We start from the raw sequence: 21,743 nt of genomic DNA, 5'->3' as shown, positions 1-21,743 counted from the left end.
GGGGCGGGGTGGCGGGGTGCGGGGGTGTGCTGCGCGGGGTCATGGCGTGCGCTCCACGGCGAGTTCGGCCCAGACCTGCTTGCCGCCGCCGAGCGGCAGGGAGCCCCAGGACGCCGACACGGCCTCGACGAGCAGGAGCCCCCGCCCGCCGGTCGCCTCCCAGTCGGTGCTGGCCGCCCTGACGGGGGCGCGGGGTGAGGTGTCGTTGACGGCGATGCGCAGCCGGTCCCCGGCGAGGGTGAGGTCCAGCCGCACTTCCCCCCGGGTGTGCGCGACGGCGTTGGTGACGAGCTCGGACACCACCAGGAGCGCCATGTCGACCGACCCGTCCGCGGACCAGGAGCGCAGGGTGCGCGCGGTGAAGCGGCGTGCGTGCATGACCGCGTCGGGCAGCCGCCACACCGCCCAGCGCGCGCGGATGGGCCGTACCCGCATGCCGTCGTAGCGCAGCAGCAGGACGGCGACGTCGTCGTCGCGGCGGTGGTTGTGCGCCAGGAGCTCGTCCGCGACGCGCCCGGGGTCGGCCGGGTCCGCGGCGGCGAGGAGGCTGCGCACCGCCCGTACGCCCTCCTCCATCGGGAGGCTCGCGGACTCGACCAGCCCGTCGGTGACGAGGGCGAGGAGGGTGCCGGGGGCCAGATTGAGCTCCGTCATGGGGTACTCGGCGTCCGCCAGGACGCCGAGCGGCGGTCCCCCGTCGGCGGCGGCCTCCCGGGTGGTGCCGTCGGGCAGGCGCAGCAGGGGCGGCAGGTGCCCGGCGCGGACCACCCAGGCGATGCCCTCCTCCATGTCGAGGTCGACGTAGCAGCAGGTGGCGAACAGGTCGGTCTCCATGCCGACGAGGAGCCGGTTGGCGTGAGCGACGACGACGTCCGGCGGGTGGCCCTCCACGGCGTAGGCGCGGATGGCGGTGCGCATCTGGCCCATGATGGTCGCGGCTCCGGCGCTGTGGCCCTGCACGTCGCCGATGACCAGCGCCACGTGCCCGTCGGCGAGCGGGATCACGTCGTACCAGTCGCCGCCGACCTCCAGTCCCCTGGTCGCCGGCAGGTACCGGGCCACGGCCGTGCCGCCGCCGAGGTCGGGGAGCTTGCGGGGCAGCAGGCTGCGCTGGAGCATCGTGGCCAGTTCGTGGCCCGCGTCGAGAGCGTGGGCGCGGGTGAGGGCCTGCCCGACCATTCCGGCGGTCGCGGTCAGCAGCGAGCGTTCCTCCGCGCCGAAGCGGTGTTCCCGGTCCCAGCCGACGAGGCACACGCCGACCATCCTGCCTTCCGCGGGCAGCGGCAGCACCGCGAGGCCGCCCGGGCCGATGCCCGCGAGGCCCGGTTCGAGTCCCGTGTCGGCCGGCCACAGGCTGACGTGGCCCTCGCGGAGGGCGCCCTCCAGGGTCGGCAGGGTGTGCAGGGAGGCGTCGGGCCACTCGGAGCGCCATTCGGCGCGCCACGACTCCGGCCAGGCGTCGGGCTGCGGCGGGTCGAGCAGGGTGACCACGAGCCGGTCGCCCTCCAGTTCGGCGACGGCGACCCGGTCGGCCCGCAGCGGTTCCCGCAGGGCGTCCACGACGACGCGGCTGACCTGGCGGATCGTGGTCGCCCCCGCGAGGGCGGCCGACAGCCGCTGCACCAGGGACACGTCGTCGACACTGGGACGCAGGTAGGAGGCGTCGCCGACGACGCCGAGGACCCGGGCGGGGGCACCGCCGGCGTCCGTCTGCACCCGGCAGCGCAGTCCGAGCCAGCGCAGTTCGCCGCCGGGTCTGCGGATGCGGAAGGCCAGTTGCTGGTCGCCGGCGACCCGGCCCGGCTCGACGATCGCCATGAGGGCGGGGATGTCGTCGGGGACGGTGTGCTCCAGCAGGGTCGACACGTTGCCGTCGAACGCGTCCGGCGGGATGCCGAGCAGGTCCAGTACGGAGCCGTCCGCCTCCATGCGGCCGGTGTGCACGGTCACGACGAACGCGCCGCCGCGCCGGGGCAGCAGGCCCGGCCCGGTGCGGGTGCGGGGTTCGGGGCGGGCCGGCAGCGCCCGGGCGGCCGCGGCTTCGAGCCCGGCGGCCGTCTGGTCGGCGTACAGCTCCAGCAGGGCGCGCTGGTCGGCGTCGAACCCCGTGCCGGACCGGGCGGTGACGAGCAGGCACCCCAGCAGCCGCGACTCTCCTCCCAGCGGCAGTGCCCCCAGCACGACGGGCCCTCCGCCCGGCCGGGGCCCGGAGCGGGGGGCGAGGTCCGCACCGTCCGGATCAGCGGGGCCGGAGGAGGGACCCGCGCGGGCGCTGCCGTCGGGCTCGTGCCGCCCAGGGGGCACGTCGTCGCCCTCCGAGGCACGGGCCTGTGTGCGGGCAACGGTCCCGTCGCTCGGCCCGGCGCCGACACGCGCACCGGCGGACGGGCCGCCCCGTGCCGCGCGCGGAGGGTGCGGTGCACCGTCGGCCCGGCGGTGCGCCGCACCTGAGCGGCCCTCCCCGCCGCTGCTGTGCGGGGCGACGCCGGAGTCCCCGGCACGGGGAACACCGGGCGCCCCGGAGCGTGGGCTGCCGGCGGCCGCGGGCTCATCACGGCCGCCGAGCCCGGCCGAGCCGTCGCCGAGCGGTCGGTCGTCCCCGGCTGCCGGGTGCTCGGCGCCGGCCGGCTCGTGCCCCGTAGAGGCGGCCAGGGCTTCGGGTCCCAGCCAGAGCGGCCGCCCGGCGCGGCATGCCTCCGCGACCGAGGACCGGCCGGTCAGGGAGTAGGCCGGTGCCGGCAGGAAGGGCCCTGCGTCGTTGTCGACCGTCTCGGCGAGCCGCAGCTCGCTCCCGGTGTCGGCCAGCACGTAGACCGCGGCCATCCCCACGCCGCCGGAAGCAAACATCTGCCGGGTCAAAGCCTGCACCGCCTCCGTACGCGGCAAGCCGCAAGCATGTTCTGCCGTGCACCGCCTCTCCTCCATGCTGCTACCCGACATGCGGTGCAAGCCACTCAAACCGGCCGGGAATGCGCTACATGGCCCCGATGGGTGACGGAGGGCGTGCCGTCGGCCGCGCGCTGCGACCCCGTACCGGCGTCCGGACAGGCGGCAGCCTCAGCCGAGAGGCCGCGCGCCGGTCCGGGGGCGTACCGGTGACGGCCCGGTGACCCGCCGCGCCACCCGACCGCCCGGGCCTACTGCTGCGGGGACGGACACGCCCTCGCGGCCGACGGCAGAGGTGGCCCCGGACGTGCCGCGGCAGACGCCCCAGAGCAGGATCAGTACACGACAGGCGGCGGCATCGTCCGCGCACTGCGTGCGGACGATGTGCACGGCACCTGTGGCCGGATGCGCACTGTGTGCGGACGCGGTGCACGACGCTTGGCCGCGTGGCGGCACCGCGTGTGGACGTGTGCGGGCGCTGCCTCCGGAACGGCCGAGGTCACGGGCGTTCCACGCCTCAGCCACCGACCCGGGCCTGCCCCGGCCCTCGCGGCCCGAAGAGCAGGACAGGCCACGGAACGGTGTACGGCACCCACGTACTGCGGTCCCGGGGCCCGGCTGCTCCGAGCAGATGCTTCGGAGGACACCGTTCGCGGCGCTCCGGTTCGTCGCGCTCTGCGTGTCGCAATTCGGCCACGGCCCGTCACAGCCGCGCAGCAGCCGTGTCCTTTCGGACGCCCGGCCCATTGTCCGACCGTCGGATCACGTTACCCACGCGCGAGAGGCGTTTCATGGGCAGGCACAGGCGGCTGCAGAGGACGGGCGGCGCCCACCACCCGGTGGTACGGGTCACCACCGCCCTGGGGGTGGCTGGCGCCCTGGCCATCGCGCTGCAGGCCCGGGACACCACGGCCCCGCAGGCCCGTCCCGATCACCCGCGCAGCACCCGCCCCGAGCCCGGTTCCGGCCCGGCGCGGAGCCCGCACGACGAGTCGGGTGGCGGTCGTCCCGGCAGCGGGCCCGCCGCCGTGTCCTCCAGCCGGCCGGCGCCCGCGCCGGAGTCCTCCGGCGCAGCAGACACGCCGGGCGGGCGCGCGGCCGCAGATCCGGCCCGTGCTGCCGGGGCGCCGGCACCGGCCGGGTCCGCGACCGCCGTGCCGAAGGTGCCGCCCTTCCCGCCGGCGCCGATGAACGGTCCGGCACCGCAGCCGAGCGGGGAAGCCCGCGAGGCCCGACCGGCGGGCGGCGCCGGGACCTCCGCGCCGAGCGCCGGCGCAGCGGCGCCGTCCACCGCTCCGTCTCCGGACGCCCCGTCGCCCGTTCCCTCCCGGACACCGGTCGGCTCCCTTCGCGAGTTCCTGGACGGTCTGCTCGACCCCGGAGACGAGGCTGCTCCGGCCGACCGGTCGGCCGGCGGCACGGCGACCCACGTCCCGGTGAGCCTCCGGCACCTGACCGCCCTGCGGGTCCGCCCTCGCTGACGGACGGCGCGGTGGCCCCCGCACCTGCCCGGCGGTCCGCGCAGTAGTCACACGGCGGGGCCAGGGGCGGGCCGCAGAGTTTCGCACGACCGGTGGGACAGCAATACTGTTGCACCAGTGCGACACCGCAGGGAGATGCGAGGCCCCATGTCGACCCACACCGAGCCGCAGCCGACGTACACGGTCGACGAACTCGCCGCCCGTGCCGGGGTCACCGTGCGGACCATCCGCTTCTACGGCACGCGGGGGCTGCTGCCGCCCCCGGAGATCGGGCCGCGCCGGATCGGCCGGTACGGTCCCGGCCACCTGGCCCGCCTCGCGTTGATCGAGGAACTACAGCGGCAGGGGATGACGCTGGCGGCGATCGAACGCTACCTGGAGCAGTTGCCGCCCGACGCCAGCGCCCAGGATCTGGCGATGCACCGGGCACTGGTGGCGACCTGGGCGCCCGACACCGCCGAGGAGCTGACGCGCCCGGAGCTCGAGCGGCGGGCGGGGCGGGCCCTCAGCGACGCCGATCTCGCCCTGCTCGCCGGCATGGACGTGCTCGGGGAGACGGGCGTCGAGGGCGTGCTGCGCGTGGACCTCGGACTGCTGCGGCTGGGCCTCCAGATGCTCGACGTGCCGATCCCGCACGAGACGATCCTCGCGGCCCGCGCGGTGCTGGTGGAGCACACGCGGGAGGCGGCCCAGGAGTTGGCGAGGCTGTTCCGCGAGGAGGTGTGGACCCCCTACCGGGAGCGGGAGGCGGACCCCGAGGACCCGCAGCACGTCAGGGCGATGAAGTCGCTGTCCGCGCACATGCAGCCGATGGTGGTGCAGGCCCTTGTGACCGCCTTCCAGCGGTCGCTGAGGGACGAGCTGCGGGCCGCGTTCCGCGCTCCCGGAGAGGACGGGGCGGTCAGTCCGTGAAGGTCTCCCCCCGTTCGAGCTTCGCCAGCAGCAGTGCCGGCGGCTCGAAGCGCTCCCCGTACCGCTCGGCGAGTTCGCGGGCGCGCGCCACGAAGCCGGGGAGCCCTCCCTCGTAGCCGTTGATGTACTGCAGGACGCCGCCGGTCCAGGCGGGGAACCCGATGCCGAGGACGGAGCCGACGTTGGCGTCCGCGACGGACGTCAGCACGCCCTCCTCCAGGCAGCGCACCGAGTCGAGCGCCTCCGAGAAGAGCATGCGCTCCTTCATGTCGTCGAAGGGGACGCGGGCGTCCGCCTCCGTGAAGTGCTCGCGCAGGCCCGGCCACAGGCGGGTGCGGGTGCCGTTCTCGTCGTAGTCGTAGAAGCCGGCGCCGCCGCTGCGGCCCGTGCGGCCGAACTCGTCGACCATGCGGTCGATGACGGCCTCCGCCGGGTGGGTCCGCCAGGTGCCGCCCGCGTCCTCGACGGCACGCCGCGTCTCGTTGCGGATCTTCCGCGGCAGGGTGAGGGTCAGTTCGTCCATGAGGGACAGCACCTTCGCGGGGTAGCCGGCCTGGCCGGCGGCCTGTTCGACGGAGGCGGGCTCCACGCCTTCGCCGATCATGGCGACACCCTCGTTGATGAACTGGCCGATGACGCGGGAGGTAAAGAAGCCGCGGCTGTCGTTGACGACGATGGGCGTCTTGTTGATCTGGCGGACCAGGTCGAAGGCGCGGGCGAGGGCCTCGTCGCCGGTGGCCTCGCCCTTGATGATCTCGACGAGGGGCATCTTGTCGACGGGGGAGAAGAAGTGCAGCCCGATGAAGTCGGCGGGCCGGTCGACGCCTTCGGCGAGCGAGGTGATGGGGAGCGTGGAGGTGTTGGAGCAGAGCAGGGCGTCGGGGGCGACGACGTCCTGGATCTCCTGGAACACCTTGTGCTTGAGCCCGGTGTCCTCGAAGACCGCCTCGATGACGGCGTCGCACCCCGCCAGGTCCGCCGCTTCGGCGGTGGGCCGGATGCGGGCGAGCAGGGCGTCCGCCTTCTCCTGGGTCGTGCGGCCCCGCTGGACGGCCTTGGCGCAGAGCTTCTCGGAGTACGCCTTGCCCTTCTGCGCGGCCTCCTGCGACACGTCCTTCAGGACGACGTCGATCCCGGCCTTGGCGCAGGCGTAGGCGATGCCCGCGCCCATCATGCCGGCGCCGAGGACGGCGGCCTTGCGCACGGGGCGGGTCGGGACGCCGGTGGGGCGGCTGCGGCCGGCGTTGACGGCCTGCAGGTCGAAGAAGAACGCCTGGATCATGTTCTTCGCGGTCTGGCCGGTCACGAGTTCGGTGAAGTAGCGGCCCTCGATGGTGAGCGCGGTCGCGAAGTCGACCTGGGAGCCCTCGACGGCGGCCGCGAGGATGGCGCGGGGCGCCGGGTAGGGGGCTCCGTTCAGCTGTTTGCGCAGGTTGGCGGGGAAGGCCGGGAGGTTGGCGGCGAACTTCGGGTTCGACGGCGTGCCACCCGGGATGCGGTAGCCGGGGACGTCCCAGGGCTGGCGTGACTCGGGGTGGGCGTCGATGAACGCGCGGGCCTTGGCGAGCATCTCCTCCGGCGTGGAGGCCAGTTCGTGTACGAGGCCGTTGTCGAGGGCGCGGCGAGGGCTGTACTGGGTGCCCTGGAGGAGCACCTTCAGCAGCGCGTCGGCGATGCCCATGAGGCGGACAGTGCGGGTGACGCCGCCACCTCCGGGGAGCAGACCGAGGGTGACCTCGGGGAGCCCGATCTTGGATCCGGGCGTGTCGAGGGCGACGCGGTGGTGGGCGGCGAGGGCGATCTCGTAGCCGCCGCCGAGGGCGGTGCCGTTGACCGCGGCCACGACGGGGACGCCGAGGGTCTCGATGCGGCGCAGTGCGCTCTTGATCTCGGCGGCGGTGTCGAAGACGAGGCGGGCCTCGGCGGGGCCTGCCTTGATCATGTCTTTGAGGTCACCGCCGGCGAAGAAGGACTTCTTGGCGGAGGTGTAGATGATGCCGCGGATGGAGTCCTTCTCGGCCTCGGCGCGGTCCGCGATCGCGGTGATCGACGCGCGGAAGGCCTGGTTCATGGTGTTGGCGGCCTGGCGGGGGTCGTCGAGGACGAGGGTGACCACGCCGGTCTCGTCCTGCTCCCAGCGGATGGTGGTGCTCTCGCTCATTGCTGGTCTCTCCGTGAGGGGGTGGGGGCGGGACGGGTCAGAGGCGTTCGACGACGGTGGCGATGCCCATGCCGCCGCCGACGCAGAGCGTGGCGAGTCCGTAGCGCTTGTCCCGGCGCTCCAGTTCGTCGACGAGCGTGCCGAGGATCATCGCTCCGGTGGCACCCAGGGGGTGGCCCATCGCGATGGCTCCTCCGTTGACGTTCACCTTGTCGAGGGAGAGGCCCATGTCCTTCACGAAGCGCAGGACGACGGCGGCGAAGGCTTCGTTGATCTCGACGAGGTCGATGTCGTCGATCGTCAGCCCGGCCTTGGCGAGGGCCTTGCGGGCGGCGGGGGCGGGCCCGGTGAGCATGATGGTCGGCTCCGAGCCGGACACGGCGGCGGACACGATCCGGGCGCGGGGCGTCAGCCCGTACCGCTCGCCGACCTCCCGGGAGCCGATGGCGACGAGTGCGGCGCCGTCGACGATGCCGGAGGAGTTGCCGGCGTGGTGAACGTGGTCGATCGCCTCGACCCAGTGGTACTCCTGGAGCGCCACGGCGTCGAAGCCGCCGAGCTCGCCGATGTCCGCGAACGACGGCTTGAGGGCCGCGAGGGAGTCGGCCGTGGTGCCGGGGCGCATGTGCTCGTCGTGGTCGAGGACGACGAGACCGGCGCGGTCCTTGACCGGGACGACCGACCGGTCGAACCTGCCGTCCTTCCACGCCTCGGCGGCGCGGTCCTGGGAGAGGGCGGCGTACTCGTCGACGTCGCGGCGGGAGAAGCCCTCGATGGTGGCGATGAGGTCGGCGCCGATGCCCTGGGGGACGAAGTTGGTGGCGAGGTTCGTCATGGGGTCGGCGAACCAGGCCCCGCCGTCCGACGCCATGGGGACGCGGGACATCGACTCGACGCCGCCGGCGAGGATCAGGTCCTCCCAGCCGGAGCGGATCTTGGCGGCGGCGGTGTTCACGGCTTCGAGGCCGGAGGCACAGAAGCGGTTCTCCTGGACTCCCGCGACCGTGTCGGGCAGTCCGGCGGCGATGGCCGCGATGCGGGCGATGTCGGAGCCCTGGTCGCCGACGGGGCCGACGACACCGAGGACGATGTCGTCGACGGCTGCCGGGTCGAGCCCGGGGAAGCGGTCGCGGAGTTCGTGGATGAGTCCCACGACGAGGTCGATGGGCTTGGTCCCGTGGAGGGCGCCGTTGGCCTTGCCGCGGCCGCGCGGGGTGCGGATCGCGTCGTACACGTACGCTTCGGTGGTCACTGGTGGGCCTTTCGCGAGGTCGGTCGGCGGGGAGGCGCGGGAGCATCAGCCGAGCAGGGAGCGGCCGATGATCTCCTTCATGATCTCGGTCGTGCCGCCGTAGATGGTCTGGACCCGGCCGTCGGTGAACGCCCGGGCGACGGGGTACTCGGTCATGTAGCCGTAGCCGCCGTGGAGCTGGAGGCAGCGGTCGGCTGTGCGCTTCTGGAGTTCGGTGGCCCACCACTTGGCCATGGACGCGTGGACGGCGTCGAGCGCGCCGTCCGTGTGCTCCTCGATGCAGCGGTCGACGAAGGCGCGGGTGACGGCGCACTCGGTGGCGAGCTCCGCGATCTCGAAGCGGATGTGCTGGAGCCCGGCGAGCGGGCGGCCGAACGCCTCGCGCTCCTTGACGTACGCGGTGGTGATCTCCAGCAGGTGCTCGGCGCCGGCCGCGGCGGCCACGGCGATGGCGAGGCGTTCCTGCGCCAGGTGCGTCATGAGGTGGACGAAGGCGCCGTCGCGTGCGCCGAGCAGGTTCTCCTTGGGGACGCGGACGTCGTGGAAGAAGAGCTCAGCGGTGTCCTGGGCCTTCTGGCCGATCTTGTCGAGGTTCCGGCCGCGGGTGAAGCCTTCCGCGCCGCGCTCCACGACCAGCAGGGAGAGGCCGTGCGCGCCGCCCTCGGGAGTGGTCTTCGCGACGACGATGACGAGGTCGGCGAGGATGCCGTTGGAGATGAAGGTCTTGGAGCCGTTGAGCAGCCAGTGGTCGCCCTTGTCCTCGGCGGTGGTGCGGATGCCCTGGAGGTCGGAGCCGGCTCCGGGCTCGGTCATGGCGATGGCGGTGATGGTGTCGCCGCTGCAGAACCCGGGCAGCCAGCGCTGCTTCTGCTGGTCGGTGGCGAGTGAGGTGAGGTAGGGGCCGATGATGTCGTTGTGGAGCCCGATGGCGAGACCGGGGGCGCCGGCCCGGGTGAACTCCTCTGCGAGGACGGCGCTGTAGCGGAAGTCGGCCGTGCCGCCGCCGCCGAACTCCTCGGGGACGGCCAGGCCGAGGAGGCCCTGGCGCCCTGCGGCGCGCCAGGCGTCGCGGGAGACGATGCCGTCCTTCTCCCACTGCGCGTAGTGCGGCAGGACCTCCTTGGCGAGGAAAGAGCGGACGGTGTCGCGGAACGCCTCGTGCTCGGCGCTGAAGATGCGGCGCTTCACCGGGGTCCTCCTTCGGTGGGGCGGATGGCCGGGACGTCCCAGTCGCGGGCGACGCCGGCGGCGTCGGCGCCCGGCAGGGCGGGCGGGCGGCGGACGGTGCCGGGGGTCGCGGAGAACCGGGGTGCGGGCGCGGGCTGGGTGAGTCCGCCGTGGTGGGTGAACGTGCCGCGGGACGCGAGGTGCGGGTGGGCGGGCGCCTCCCGCAGGGACAGGACGGGGGCCACACAGGCGTCCGTACCCTCGAAGAGGGCCGTCCACTCGGTGCGGGTGCGGGTGCGGAAGCGGGTGGCGACGGCGTCCTTCAGGGCGTCCCAGCGCGCGGGGTCACCTCGGAGGGCCGCCTCGTCGGGGGTGAGGCCGAGGATGCGGGCGAACTGGTCGTAGAAGCGCTCCTCCAGGGCGCCCACCGCCATGTGCCGGCCGTCGGCTGTCACGTAGGTGCCGTAGAAGGGGCAGCCGCCGTCCAGCAGGTTGCCGCCGGGGCGGTCGTCGCGCCAGGTGCCGGCGGCGAGCATGCCGTGGATCATGGTGGCGAGGTGGGCGGCTCCGTCGGTGATGGCGGCGTCGACGACCTGCCCGGTGCCGCCCGGGCCTCGGGCGTGGTGGAGGGCGGCGAGGACACCGGTGACGAGGTAGAGCGCGCCGCCCGCGTAGTCGCCGAGCAGGTTCGCCGGCACGGGGGGCGGGGCGCCGGGGTCCCCTCCGGTCAGGGTGAGGCCGCCGGTGACCGCGAGGTAGGTGATGTCGTGTCCGGCGCGGCCGGCGAGGGGGCCGTCCTGGCCCCAGCCGGTCATCCGGCCGTAGACGAGCCGGGGGTTGCGTGCGAGGCAGGGGTCGGGGCCGACGCCGAGGCGTTCGGCGACGCCCGGGCGGTAGCCCTCGATGAGGATGTCGGCGCGCTCGGCGAGGTCGAGGACCGCGGCGGGGCCGGCGTCGGCCTTGAGGTCGACGAGGACGGAGCGCTTGTTGCGGTTGGTGAGGTCGTACACCGGGTCGACGCCGAGGCCGGGTCCGCCGGGCCGGTCGACCCTGACGACGTCGGCGCCGAGGTCGGCGAGCAGCATGGCGGCGAAGGGGCCGGGGCCGATGCCGGCCAGTTCCACCACACGCACTCCGGTGAGCGGGCCGTGGGCGTGGGCGCCCGGACCGTTCCGGCCGGTGGTCGCTGTCATGCGGCTCCCCTCGTCACCGCCACCACACTGTGACAGTTCTGCTGTAACAGTGATGATGTTAAGAAGGGCCCGCAGCCCGCACAAGCCCCGCCGCACCCCTGTGGAAAACCTCCCCCGGGCCGGCGGGGCCGCGGCACGGCGGGCTCAGTCGCCCACCAGGCAGAAGGGATGGCCCGCGGGGTCCGCGCACACGGTCCAGCCCCGGTCCGGGGATCCCTCGTCCAGGACCGTCGCACCGAGGGACACGGCCTGCGCGCGGGCCCGCTCCAGGTCGGCCACGCCGACGTCCAGGTGGAACTGCTGCGGCCGGTCGGGGTCGCCGGGCCACCGGGGCGGCCGGTGGGAGGCGACGCGCTGGAAGGCCAGCACCCTGCCGTCGTCCAGATGGAGCGTCGCCCAGTCGCCGTCCAGCGACCACCGGGGGTCCGGACGGTCGACGTCTCCGCCCAGGAGCCCCCGGTAGAAGTGGGCCAGGGCATGCGGCTCCGGGCAGTCGAGCACCACGCACTGCAAGCGGCCGATCACGTGGTCGCCCCCTCCGCGACACCCGGCCCCGCCGGGCGGGGATCCGCCGCGGTCGCCGCCGCTTCCCGGAGGGCCCTGCGGCAGAGCGCGTCGGCGTGCCGCGTGGTCTCCGGGAGGCGGTAGCGCGGCGTCAGGGCCAGGGTGTGCGCGCAGGCACCCGCGAGGGTGACGCGGTGGCCGGCCGAGACGAAGACCGGCTTGACGCCGTCCCGGGTCCGCAGCGCCCGGCCGACCTCCTCGTCGCCCGCCATCAGCGGCGACGAGGTCCCGCGCCGCTCCCCCGGCGGCTCGTACGTGAAGGTGAAGGGGTTCTTGGCGACGCCGACGACCGGCAGTCCGGTGAGCACGCCGAGGTGGCTGGCCAGCCCGAAGCGGCGGGGGTGGGCCCGGCCGTACCCGTCGCAGACCAGGAGCCCGGGGCCGGCGGTCAGGCCGCCGAGGGCGGCGAGCACGGCGGGCAGTTCACGGAAGGCGAGCAGTCCGGGGATGTAGGGGAAGGGGACGCGCCCGACGGCGGTGGCCCGGTCCACGACCTCCAGGGTGCGGGCGTCCAGGACGACGGCGGCCGCCGCGACGAGGTCGCGGTCGTCGTCGTAGGCCACGTCCACGCCGGTCACGAGGCCGGTCCCGGGCTCCGGCCCGGAGTCGTCGCACACGACCCGGTCGCGCAGGGCGTCCTGGACGGCCAGCGCCTGCGCCTCGTCGACGGGCCAGTCGGCCGGTGTTTCGAAGATCGTCATAGTGCCGCCACCTTACGGCGGAGCACTTCACGAGGACAGTCCGGAGTGTGATGCACGCCACAGCGAAGACTGGTCACTCGTCGGCCGGAATGCTCGTCCTCCCCCATACGAGGAGAGCTACGAGGGAGCAGGACTTGTCGACCGTCATCGAGCAGGCCGTGGAGGCCCGCCTCGTCGCGTCCGCGCCCCGCACCGACACGGTGTCCGCCACGCTGCGCTACGACCGCCGCGACCCCTTCGCCGTACGGATGACCTTCCCGGCGCAGGCGACGCTGGAGGGCGTCGAAGTCGTGTGGGAGTTCGCCCGCGACCTGCTCATGGCGGGACTGAGGGCGCCGGCCGGCACGGGCGACGTGCGCGTGCGGCCCCTCGGCCGCGACCGCGCGGTGCTGGAGTTCCACGCCCCCGAGGGCGTCGCCATGGTGGAGACGTACGCCGCCGACCTGCACCGCTTCCTGACCCGGACCCGGCATGTGGTGCCGCTGGGCTTCGAGCACCTGTTCCTCGACCTGGACCGTGACCTGGCGGTGCTGCTGCGCGACGCGCGCTGACCCGAAACTCCGTTGCGGCGGCCGTGCACCGCCGTCTACCGTCGTGATCACCCACTCGCCCGCCGATGGTCTGATCGGAGTAGGACATTGCTCGTCTGAGGTCCTGAGACACCGCGCCGTGCCGCAGCCGCCGCCATCCCGCGCCCGCCTGCCGCCGCCGTGTCCGGCCTCCGTCGTACGAGCCGTCCCGCACTGCCCGCAGTGCCTCCGCACACTCCCCGCCGCACGAAGCGGCCGGAACCGTCGGATCGCGGCCTCCTGCACGCCGGTGTCTCACCCGTTGCCCCTTCCTCGCACCCACGCAACCGGGAGACCCGTATGTCATCCTCCTCTTCCTCCACCCCGTCCGCACTCACCTGCACCGGACTCTCGTTCGCCTGGCCTGACTGCACGTCGGTCCTCGACGACCTGGACCTCACCGTCCCCTCCGGCCGGACCGGGCTGGTCGGCCGGAACGGCTCGGGGAAGTCGACGCTGCTCCGGCTGCTCACCGGTGAACTCGCCCCGTCCGCCGGGAGCGTCCACGCGGTCGGTGAGATCGGCCGCCTCCCTCAGGACGCCGTCCTCGACACCGCGCTGCGCGTGGACGAGGCGCTCGGCATCGCCGCCACCCGGGCCGCCCTGCACGCCGTCGAGCGCGGCGAGGCGGCTGAGGAGCACTTCACCGCGGTCGGCGACGACTGGGACGTGGAGGAGCGGGCGCACGCCGCGCTCGGCCAACTCGGTCTCGGCCACCTGGGACTGGACCGGACGGTCGGCGAGATGTCGGGCGGCGAGTGCGTGCTGCTGCGCCTCGCCGCACTGCTCCTGGCCCGGCCCGCGGTCCTGCTGCTGGACGAGCCGACGAACAACCTCGACCTGGAGGCGCGACACCGCCTCTACGCCGCGGTGGACTCCTGGCCGGGCACGCTCGTCGTGGTCAGCCACGACCGCGAACTACTGGAGCGCGTGGACCGGATCGCCGAGCTGCGCGACGGCGGGGTCGTCTGGTACGGGGGCCCGTACTCCGTGTACGAGGAGATCGTCGCCGCCACGCAGGAGGCGGCCGAGCGCACGGTGCGGGCCGCCGAGGCGGACGTACGCCGGCAGCGCAGGGAACTGGCCGAGGCGCAGCAGAAGTTGTCCAAGCGCAAGCGCTACGGGCAGAAGAGCTACGACAACAACGTCGTGCCCAGGATCGTCGCGCAGGAGCGCAAGCGCGCCGCCCAGGTGTCGGCGGGCAAGCACCGCACCCTTCAGGCGCAGCGGCTCACCGAGGCGCGGGAGCGGCTGGGCGAGGCGGTGGAGGCGGTGCGGGACGACGATGCGATCCGGATCGAGCTGCCGCACACCGCCGTGCCTCCGGGGCGCGAGGTGCTGCTGCTGCGCGACCTGACGCTCCGCCACGGCGTGCGCCTGGAGGGCGAGACGGCGGTGCGCGGTCCGGAACGCGTCGCACTGGCGGGGCGGAACGGTGCGGGCAAGTCGACGCTGCTGCGGACCATCGCCGGCGAGCTGGAGCCGGTGGCCGGGCAGGTCGCGGTACGGGTGCCGCTCCGCTTCCTGCCGCAGCGCCTCGACGTGCTGGACGACGAGGCGACGGTGGCGGAGAACGTGGCACGGTTCGCCCCGGAGGCGACACCGAACCGCATCAGGGCGCGCCTCGCGCGGTTCCTCTTCCGCGGGGCGAAGGCGGACCGCCGAGCCGGGACGCTGTCGGGCGGGGAACGCTTCCGGGCGGCACTCGCGGCCCTGCTGCTGGCGGAGCCGGCGCCGCAGCTCCTGCTGCTGGACGAGCCGACGAACAACCTCGACCTGGCGAGCGTGCGGAGCCTGACGGCGGCACTGGAGGCGTACGAGGGGGCGCTGGTCGTCGCCAGCCACGACGAACCGTTCCTGGCATCGATCGGGATCACTCGGCGACTGACACTGAACCCTCCTGCGCGTAACAGTGGGTAATCAGACAACTCCATGACGGGTCTTGGCCATACCCTTACGGCCTGCTTAACCTACGGTCTCGTAACCTACGAGCCCGTAGGTAATGATCCCGTTCCACAGGAGCTCCCCGTGACCCTCACCTCTCCCCATCTCGGCAGTTCGGCGGAGTGGACCGATGCCCGGCTGCTGTACGCACTGGAAGAGGTCGTCGAGACGGAGCTCAACCGCCACCTCAAGGTGGTCAAGGACTGGATGCCGCACGAGTACGTCCCGTGGTCGGACGGCCGGAACTTCCCGCGGTTCTTCGAGGACGGCGAGGACTGGGAGCCGGGACAGTCGAAGGTGACGGACGTGGGCAGGACCGCCCTCATCGTGAACCTGCTGACCGAGGACAACCTGCCGAGCTACCACCACGAGATCGCCACCCTCTTCGGCCGGGACGGCGCCTGGGGCACCTGGGTGCACCGCTGGACCGCCGAGGAGGGGCGGCACGGCATCGTGATGCGGGACTACCTGCTGACCTCGCGCGCCGTGGACCCGGACAAGCTGGAGCAGTTCCGCATGTCCCACATGAGTGAGGGCTTCGAGTCGGACAACCGCCACTCGATGCTGCACTCCGTGGCGTACGTGGCGTTCCAGGAACTGGCGACCCGCATCTCGCACCGCAACACGGGCCACCACTCGGGCGACCCGGTCTGCGACCGGATGCTGTCCCGCATCGCGACCGACGAGAACCTGCACATGGTGTTCTACCGGAACCTGCTGTCGGCGGCTTTCGGGCTCGCCCCCGACCTGACCATGCAGGCGGTGCGGGACGTGGTGGTGAACTTCCGGATGCCGGGCCACGGCATCCCGGGCTTCGAGCGTGCCGCCGCCCAGATGGCGATCGGCGGGATCTACAACCTGCGCATCCACCACGACGACGTCCTGCAGCCGGTGCTGCGCTTCCTGAAGGTCATGGAGATCGACGGGCTCGGCCCCGAGGGCCGCCGGGCGCAGGAGGAACTCGGGCTCTACATGGACGGGCTGGACACGGAGGCGAAGCGCTTCGACGAGAAGCTCGCCGCCCGCCAGGCGCGGCTGGCCGCCAAGGCCGCCCGGAGCAGCTGACGCCGCCGACCGTGGTGCGGCGCGTCGCCCCGCGCCGCGGGCCGCCCCACGCAGTCCGGTCGGTCCGCATGCGCAGGGGGCACCGGCGCGGACGGACCTGCGCCGGGGGGCCCGCAGAGGCAAGCCCATGCGACCCGGCGGCACCGCGGTCCGGGCAGCGGACCGCGGTGCCGGGCGGGCGGTTCCGGCGCGAGCCGTCAAGCCGCCCGCGGTGCGCTGCGCCCGCGCTTGAGGGCGTGCCGCTCCTGCTCGGACAGCCCGCCCCAGACCCCGAACCGCTCGTCATGCGCGAGGGCGTACTCCAGGCAGGCGCCCCGCGCGTCGCAGCGCCCGCAGAGGAACTTCGCCTCCCGGGTCGAGGAGCCGGGCTCGGGGAAGAACAGCTCCGGGCCGGTCTGGGCGCACAGGGCGGTCTTCTGCCAGGTGAGCTCGGGGTCCTGGGGAGCGGGGAGCGTGGCGCTGTTCACGGTGCTGTTGATCGGCATGGGCCCACCCTGCCCGGAGGCGATAAACAACCGGTCAACGAGCGATCGACGGCCCACGCGCCGGTCGCACCCCGTCAGGATGACCCCGCGCGGTGTGACGGCGCAAAGGGTCGGCCGACACGGCGCGGCGCCGCACGGGGCCCGCTCACGGCCACAGCCGGCGCCGTCCCGGGCGGGCTCCCCGGGCGACAGCGGCGGACGGGCGGCGCCACGCCGATGCCCCGGCGCCGATGATCCGGTGCCGCACCGGGCGGACGCCCCTCCGCCCCGGTGGGTGCCGCACCCGGGCGGCCCGGCACGGATGCCTCGCCGCACGGCCCGTGGAGGGCGCGAGGACGCGCAGCCCCGCCCGGGCCGTAGCGTGCCCCGGGCAGCCGGGCCGCTCAGCCGTCAGGGGGTGCGGGCGGCGCGTTCCAGCAGCGCGAAGCGGGCGCCGTACGGGTCGGTGAGCTTCGCGGCCCGGCCGAGCCCCGCCAGCTCCCCCGGCTCCCGCCGCACGGCGCCGCCCAGCCGCTCGGCCTGAGCGACGGCCCCGTCCAGGTCGGTCACCTGGAAGTACGGGGCCCACGAGGGGCCGCTCTCCGCCTCCGAGGGGTCCTCCGCCAGCGGGACGACGCCACCGAAGGCGTCTTCCAGCGAGGCGCGCCCGGTTCCGGACGGCTGCAGGAGGGTGTAGCCGGAGCCTCCCGCGGCGGGCCCCGCCGTATGGGCCTCCATGCCGAACACCAGGTCGTAGAAGGACAGGTCGGTGACCGGGTCGGGGGTGTAGAGCTCGGTCCAGGACAGCGCGTTCGGCTCGCCGACCGCGTCGAGCCCCCTGTTCGTGCCGGGCTGCCACACGCCGAAGCCGGCCCCGGTGGGGTCGCTGAAGAGCGCCATCCGGCCGAGGTCGTGCACGTCCATGGGCGCGAGGCCCACCGTGCCGCCGCCCTGCTGCACGGCCGCGGCAGCCGCGTCGGCGTCGGGCGCCTGGAAGTAGACCGTCCACGCGGAGCGGCCGTGCTCGGCGGGGATGGCCATGACGCCCGCGACGGTGCTGCCGCCGCGCTGGAACATGCCGTATCCGCCGGAGTCCGGTCCGGCGTCCTGGAAGGCCCAGCCGAACAGCCCCTGGTAGAAGGACCGGGCGCCCTCCAGGTCGGGGGTGCCGAGGTCGACCCAGTTCGGGGTGCCGGTGACGAAGCGGGTGGTGAGCATGGGGTGCGCTGCTCCTTCGGGTGCCGGTGTGGGGGCTGCCGCCGGTGCGGCGGGCCGGGGGTCTACCTGGTCGGTCTGCTCCGCCGGACCTCCTTGCGGTCCTCGCCGTCCTGCGCGCTGCCGCTCCCGGCGGCGTCCCGCGCACCGCCGCTCTCCTCCACACGGGACCTGCTGTTCTGCTTCGCACGGCTCGGCTGCACCCTCGTGGGTTCGCCCGGCATCTTCGGATGGTCCGGCGGATACGGCAGGTCGCCGAGCCCGTGCTCGCGTTCGTCCCGCTCGGCCAGCTCCAGCAGGCCCTCCAGGCCGAAGGCGTGCTCCTCCATGTCGGCGTGGACGTCGCCCTCGTCCTGGTACCGCACGGGCATGGTCGCCAGGTCGAAGTCCCGGGGGTCCACGTCGTCGAGCTCGTGCCAGCGCAGTGGCGCGGACACGGGCGCGTGCGGCTTCGGCCGGATGGAGTACGCGGAGGCGATGGTCCGGTCCCGGGCGGTCTGGTTGTAGTCGACGAAGATCCGCTCACCCCGCTCCTCCTTCCACCAGGCCGTGGTGACCCGGCCCGGCATGCGGCGCTCCAGCTCGCGGCCGACCGCGATGGCGGCGCGGCGCACGCCGGCGAAGGTCCAGCGCGGCACGATCGGCACGTAGACGTGCAGCCCGCGGCCGCCGGAGGTCTTGGGCCAGCCCCGCAGGCCGTACTCGTCGAGCAGGGCGCGCAGCTCGTGGGCGGCGCGAACGGCGTCGGCGAAGCCCGTGCCGGGCTGGGGGTCCAGGTCGATGCGCAGCTCGTCGGGGTGGTCGGTGGCGTCGCCCCGTACCGGCCAGGGGTGGAAGGTCAGCGTGCCGAGGTTGGCGGCCCACAGCACCGCGGCGACCTCGGTGGGGCGGATCTCGTCGGCCGACCGGCCGCTCGGGAAGGAGATGTGGGCGGTGGGGATCCAGTCGGGCAGGTTCTTGGGCGCCCGCTTCTGGAAGAAGGACTCGCCCCCGACCCCGTCGGGGAACCGTTCCAGCGTGGTCGGCCGGTCGCGCAGGGCGCGGGTGATGCCGTCGCCGACGGCCAGGTAGTAGCGGGCGACGTCCAGCTTGGTGAAGCCCCGCTCCGGGAAGTAGACCTTGTCCGGGTTGCTGAGGCGCACCTTCCGGCCCCCGGCCTCCAACTCCACCGCATCTGCCATAGCCGCCACGGTAGGCCGAGCGGACAGGACGCGCATATCGGGCCACTTCCTGCCGCATCCATCAGAATCGGGTTATGGACCTGCCGGTGATGCCGCCTGTGAAACCGATGCTGGCCAAGAGCGTGAAGAGCATCCCGCCGGGAATGCAGTACGAGGCGAAGTGGGACGGTTTCCGGGCGATCGTGCACCGGGACGGGGCCGAGGTGGTGATCGGCAGCCGCACGGGCAAGCCGCTGACCCGCTACTTCCCCGAGCTGGTGGACGCGGTGCGCGAGCGCCTGCCGGAGCGATGCGTGGTGGACGGCGAGATCGTCATCGCCCACCAGGGGCGACTGGACTTCGACCGGCTGACCGAGCGCATCCATCCCGCGGACTCGCGTGTGCGGATGCTGGCCGAGCGGACGCCGGCCCGGTTCGTCGCCTTCGACCTGCTCGCCCTCGACGACGCCTCCCTCATGGGCGTTCCGATGGTGGAGCGCCGCGCGGAGCTGGAACGGGTCCTCGCGGGGGTGCTCCCACCGGTGCACCTGGCGCCCGCGACGACGGACCGCGAACTCGCCGGCGACTGGTTCGAGCGGTACGAGGGCGCCGGCCTCGACGGGATCGTGGCCAAGCCGCTCGACCTGACCTACCGTCCGGACGCCCGGGTCATGTACAAGGTCAAGCACGAGCGGACCGCGGACGTGGTGGTGGCCGGGTACCGGTTCCACAAGAGCGGCCCGGTGGTCGGCTCGCTGCTGCTCGGCCTGTACGACACGGGGGGCGGGCTCCAGCACGTCGGGGTGTCCGCGGCGTTCACGGCACGCCGCCGCGAGGAGCTGGTGCAGGAGCTGGAGCCCCTGGTCATGGACCCGCCGGACGGCCATCCGTGGGCGTCGTGGGCGGACGCGGCGGCGCACGAGGCCGGGCGGCTGCCGGGTGCGCCGAGCCGCTGGTCGGGCAAGAAGGACCTGTCGTGGGTGGCGCTGCGGCCGGAGCGGGTGTGCGAGGTGGCGTACGACCACATGGAGGGCGACCGGTTCCGGCACACGGCCCGGTTCCGCCGCTGGCGCCCGGACCGCACGCCGGAGAGCTGCGGCTACGCCCAGCTGGAGGAGCCCGTCTCGTACGACCTGGAAGCGGTCCTGTCGGGACGCTGACGCGTCCCGGTACCGGGCCCCGCGCGGACCCTGCGTTGCGGGCGGCGCGGCAGCCCGGCCGCCGTCACTCGGGCTGCTCGCCGCGCTCGGCCCGTCCGCGTCCGCGCTCGCCCTTGGGGCCGCGGCCGCGTTCGGTGCGCGGGCCGCGCGAGCTCCACTCGGGGCTCTCCTGGAGTTTCGCGTTCGCCTCCTCGTTCGCGTCCTGGTCGGACACGCCCTGGTTCTCCCCCTCCTTACGGAGCCGGGCGCGGTGGACGTCGTACTTCTCGCCGCCGGGCTCTGGCATGACGATCACCTCCACGTCCGGACGGGTACCCGGGTGCGGGGCGGGAACGCGGAACGGTTGCAGGACGGGGACGGACCCGGGGACCGATCGGGGTCGGGGAGCCGTCACCATAGAGGGGTACACCGCGCAGTCGACGACCTGCCACAAGCAGGACAGCAGCAGACAAGGACCTCACGTGACCGTGTCGCGTCTCATCCCCGTCCCGATCCCCGACCAGGTCGCCGCCATGATCGGTTCCTGTATGCCGCTGGGTGTCCTGCAGGCCGAGGTCGACGCCGAGTGCGCGGCCCGGGAAGTGCGCCGGTTCCGCGGCCCGCTGTGCACCGAGGACCAGGCCGACCGGGAGTACGCCCTGTCGGCGCTGGCCCGCGCGAACAAGGTGCTCGCCGCGTACAACCCCGGCCTGGTGCTGCGGCCGGGCGGCGGGGTCCGCTAGTGCCGCCGCCGGGGGTCGGCAGTGCCGAGGCAGCGGGTCCGGTGGCCGTGCCGGGCGTGAGACGATCGTGGCCGTGGCCATCACGCTTCATGACCTGGACGGCGAACACTCGCTGACGTCGGCCGTCGGCGGCCTGGCTGCTGACGTGGCAGTGGCCGACGCAGGGCACGAACCGAACGGGTACTTCTGGGAAGGTCTTGTGCGGTTCGCCTGGCCGGGCATCGCCGAGCCGCTCGACTTCGACAGCGAAGCCGACATGTTCTGCGCTGTCGGGACTCCGGGTGACCTCGCACAGCTCAAGACCGCTCTCGAGTCAGTCATCACGAGCCCCGACGCGGTCCGTGACATCCTCGCCCGAGCAGAGACTTCGGGCTTCGAGTTCGACGGCTAGCAGCTCCACTGCGGGCAGGCGTGCCGATTCGTTCATGCTCTCGTGGTGTGGGCGCCGGCCCCGGCGGTGCCCTTCTCGCAGCGGACACGTGGACGCCGGCGTCGCTGGGCGGTCAGCACGTCGGGCTGCCTTCCGCCTCGTAGCCGGTCAAGGCACCGGCCGCGCGGTGGGCGGTCTGCGGGGCGGGCTGTCGATCCGACCGAGCGACGCGGAGAAGCGCACCGTCTGAGCGGTGAACGGGACGGCGGGGAGGCCTCCCGGCCGCGAGCGCCGTGAGGCTCTAGTCGAAGGACCCGTCCACGTACACCCACCGGCCGTCGGTCTTCTCGAAGCGGCTGTGCTCGCGCAGGGCGCCGGGGGCCCCGGCCCGGGTGTAGTGGGCCGTGAACGTGACGGTGCCGGTGGTGTGGAACAGGGTGCCGTCGGAGGCCGCGAGGATCTCCAGGCCGGTCCAGTGCAGTTCCGGGTCGAAGTCCACGCGGTCCGGGCGCGTCGCCGCCGCCCAGGTGCGCAGCAGGTACGGCTCGTCCCGTACGACGAAGGCGCTGTAGCGGGAGCGCATGAGCAGTTCGGGGGTGGGCGCCGCCTCCGTGCCCGCGTGGAAGCGCCCGCAGCAGGCGGCGTACGCGGTGGGCAGGCCGCACGGGCAGGGGCCGTCGGCCCGCACGGCGGGTCCCGGGCGGGGGGCCGGGGGCGGGGCGGGCGTGCCGCGGCGGTTCTTGGTCGTGCGTCGGGA

At 73.8% G+C, this 21,743-nt stretch carries 19 protein-coding genes; 7 read left to right on the top strand and 12 right to left on the bottom strand.

All coding sequences use genetic code 11. The features are described from left to right. Positions 1-39: 39 nt before the first annotated feature. Positions 40-2,886: a SpoIIE family protein phosphatase gene (locus tag BJP40_RS31140; RefSeq protein WP_226962340.1), complete on the bottom strand. Its 2,847-nt coding sequence runs from the start codon at positions 2,884-2,886 to the stop codon at positions 40-42. A 1,628-nt stretch (positions 2,887-4,514) separates the two neighbouring features. Here BJP40_RS31140 and BJP40_RS31130 point away from each other — a divergent pair. Then, positions 4,515-5,279 (top strand): MerR family transcriptional regulator, encoded by a 765-nt coding sequence (locus BJP40_RS31130; protein WP_071284367.1) that lies wholly within the window; start codon positions 4,515-4,517, stop codon positions 5,277-5,279. Here the strand turns inward: BJP40_RS31130 and BJP40_RS31125 are convergent. The 6 genes from BJP40_RS31125 to BJP40_RS31100 form a co-directional block, all read right to left on the bottom strand. After that, entirely contained in the window at positions 5,269-7,440 is a 2,172-nt protein-coding gene (locus tag BJP40_RS31125; RefSeq protein ID WP_071284364.1) for a 3-hydroxyacyl-CoA dehydrogenase NAD-binding domain-containing protein, read from the bottom strand. The two genes, BJP40_RS31130 and BJP40_RS31125, sit on opposite strands and share 11 nt — an antisense overlap. Before the next feature lie 37 nt (positions 7,441-7,477). After that, entirely contained in the window at positions 7,478-8,692 is a 1,215-nt protein-coding gene (locus tag BJP40_RS31120) for an acetyl-CoA C-acetyltransferase (protein ID WP_071284361.1), read from the bottom strand. A gap of 45 nt (positions 8,693-8,737) precedes the next feature. Further along, on the bottom strand, positions 8,738-9,880 hold the full coding sequence (locus BJP40_RS31115) for an acyl-CoA dehydrogenase family protein (RefSeq protein ID WP_071284359.1): 1,143 nt from the start codon (positions 9,878-9,880) through the stop codon (positions 8,738-8,740). Then, positions 9,877-11,052 (bottom strand): CaiB/BaiF CoA-transferase family protein, encoded by a 1,176-nt coding sequence (locus BJP40_RS31110; protein ID WP_079171615.1) that lies wholly within the window; start codon positions 11,050-11,052, stop codon positions 9,877-9,879. The genes BJP40_RS31115 and BJP40_RS31110 overlap by 4 nt, the downstream gene beginning before the upstream one ends. Before the next feature lie 144 nt (positions 11,053-11,196). After that, complete coding sequence (locus BJP40_RS31105) at positions 11,197-11,577, bottom strand: VOC family protein (RefSeq protein ID WP_071284357.1); 381 nt, start codon at positions 11,575-11,577, stop codon at positions 11,197-11,199. Continuing rightward, positions 11,574-12,317, bottom strand: a complete 744-nt coding sequence (locus BJP40_RS31100; protein WP_071284354.1) for an endonuclease V — start codon at positions 12,315-12,317, stop codon at positions 11,574-11,576. Before BJP40_RS31100 ends, BJP40_RS31105 begins: the two co-directional genes overlap by 4 nt. Before the next feature lie 134 nt (positions 12,318-12,451). Between BJP40_RS31100 and BJP40_RS31095 the strand changes: the two genes are divergently transcribed. The 3 genes from BJP40_RS31095 (at position 12,452) to BJP40_RS31085 (ending at position 15,895) form a co-directional block, all read left to right on the top strand. Beyond that, on the top strand, positions 12,452-12,868 hold the full coding sequence (locus tag BJP40_RS31095; RefSeq protein WP_071284351.1) for an SsgA family sporulation/cell division regulator: 417 nt from the start codon (positions 12,452-12,454) through the stop codon (positions 12,866-12,868). Between the two features lie 318 nt (positions 12,869-13,186). Next, the gene (locus tag BJP40_RS31090) at positions 13,187-14,806 is read left to right on the top strand and encodes an ABC-F family ATP-binding cassette domain-containing protein (protein ID WP_071284348.1); all 1,620 of its coding nucleotides are present in this window, start codon (positions 13,187-13,189) and stop codon (positions 14,804-14,806) included. A 108-nt stretch (positions 14,807-14,914) separates the two neighbouring features. After that, positions 14,915-15,895: an acyl-ACP desaturase gene (locus BJP40_RS31085; RefSeq protein ID WP_071265698.1), complete on the top strand. Its 981-nt coding sequence runs from the start codon at positions 14,915-14,917 to the stop codon at positions 15,893-15,895. A 197-nt stretch (positions 15,896-16,092) separates the two neighbouring features. Here BJP40_RS31085 and BJP40_RS31080 read toward each other — a convergent pair whose 3' ends face one another. From BJP40_RS31080 to ligD, 3 genes are all read right to left on the bottom strand, one after another. Further along, entirely contained in the window at positions 16,093-16,380 is a 288-nt protein-coding gene (locus tag BJP40_RS31080; RefSeq protein WP_071284345.1) for a WhiB family transcriptional regulator, read from the bottom strand. A 390-nt stretch (positions 16,381-16,770) separates the two neighbouring features. Further along, entirely contained in the window at positions 16,771-17,577 is an 807-nt protein-coding gene (locus tag BJP40_RS31075; protein ID WP_071284342.1) for a VOC family protein, read from the bottom strand. Positions 17,578-17,639: 62 nt separating this feature from the next. Next, on the bottom strand, positions 17,640-18,755 hold the full coding sequence (ligD, locus tag BJP40_RS31070) for a non-homologous end-joining DNA ligase (RefSeq protein ID WP_079171614.1): 1,116 nt from the start codon (positions 18,753-18,755) through the stop codon (positions 17,640-17,642). A gap of 74 nt (positions 18,756-18,829) precedes the next feature. Between ligD and BJP40_RS31065 the strand changes: the two genes are divergently transcribed. Continuing rightward, complete coding sequence (locus tag BJP40_RS31065; protein WP_071284339.1) at positions 18,830-19,894, top strand: ATP-dependent DNA ligase; 1,065 nt, start codon at positions 18,830-18,832, stop codon at positions 19,892-19,894. 64 nt (positions 19,895-19,958) lie between these two features. On the opposite strand, the gene BJP40_RS31060 is transcribed toward BJP40_RS31065, so the two are convergent. Then, entirely contained in the window at positions 19,959-20,180 is a 222-nt protein-coding gene (locus BJP40_RS31060; protein ID WP_071284377.1) for a hypothetical protein, read from the bottom strand. A gap of 175 nt (positions 20,181-20,355) precedes the next feature. Here BJP40_RS31060 and BJP40_RS31055 point away from each other — a divergent pair, with 175 nt between their 5' ends. Both BJP40_RS31055 and BJP40_RS31050 read left to right on the top strand, forming a co-directional pair. Further along, positions 20,356-20,616 (top strand): hypothetical protein, encoded by a 261-nt coding sequence (locus BJP40_RS31055; RefSeq protein WP_071284336.1) that lies wholly within the window; start codon positions 20,356-20,358, stop codon positions 20,614-20,616. A 73-nt stretch (positions 20,617-20,689) separates the two neighbouring features. Next, positions 20,690-21,007 carry an Imm51 family immunity protein gene (locus tag BJP40_RS31050; RefSeq protein WP_071284374.1) on the top strand — a complete coding sequence of 106 codons (318 nt, stop codon included), beginning with the start codon at positions 20,690-20,692 and terminating at the stop codon, positions 21,005-21,007. A gap of 280 nt (positions 21,008-21,287) precedes the next feature. Here BJP40_RS31050 and BJP40_RS31045 read toward each other — a convergent pair. Then, a partial coding sequence (locus tag BJP40_RS31045) for a YchJ family protein (RefSeq protein ID WP_371258722.1) occupies positions 21,288-21,743 on the bottom strand: 456 nt, incomplete at its 5' end.

It is taken from the genome of Streptomyces sp. CC53 (assembly GCF_001865245.1).
In the GTDB taxonomy this organism is placed as follows: Bacteria; Actinomycetota; Actinomycetes; order Streptomycetales; family Streptomycetaceae; genus Streptomyces.
Note: the sequence above shows the minus strand (reverse complement) of the source record. Positions and strands in the feature narration are given on the sequence as shown.